This is a genomic window from Pseudoalteromonas fuliginea (assembly GCF_000690055.1).
Taxonomy (GTDB): domain Bacteria; phylum Pseudomonadota; class Gammaproteobacteria; order Enterobacterales; family Alteromonadaceae; genus Pseudoalteromonas; species Pseudoalteromonas fuliginea.
In genome coordinates, this window is sequence record NZ_JJNZ01000257.1 from 1 (window position 1) to 212 (window position 212).

Below are 212 nucleotides of genomic sequence, written 5' to 3' on the forward strand. Positions count from 1 at the left end.
AACCCATTGATGATGCCATTGTAGCACGTGTGTAGCCCAACCCGTAAGGGCCATGAGGACTTGACGTCATCCACACCTTCCTCCTTGTTAACCAAGGCAGTCTCCTTAGACATAATAACTAAGGACATGGGTTGCGCTCGTTAACGGACTTAACCGAACACCTCAAGGCACGAGCTGACAACAACCATGCAGCACCTGTCACTAAGTTCCAA

At 49.5% G+C, this 212-nt stretch carries 1 rRNA gene; it reads right to left on the reverse strand.

The annotated features are described in order from the left end of the window. A 16S ribosomal RNA gene (locus DC53_RS21545) occupies positions 1–212 on the reverse strand; the annotation flags it as partial.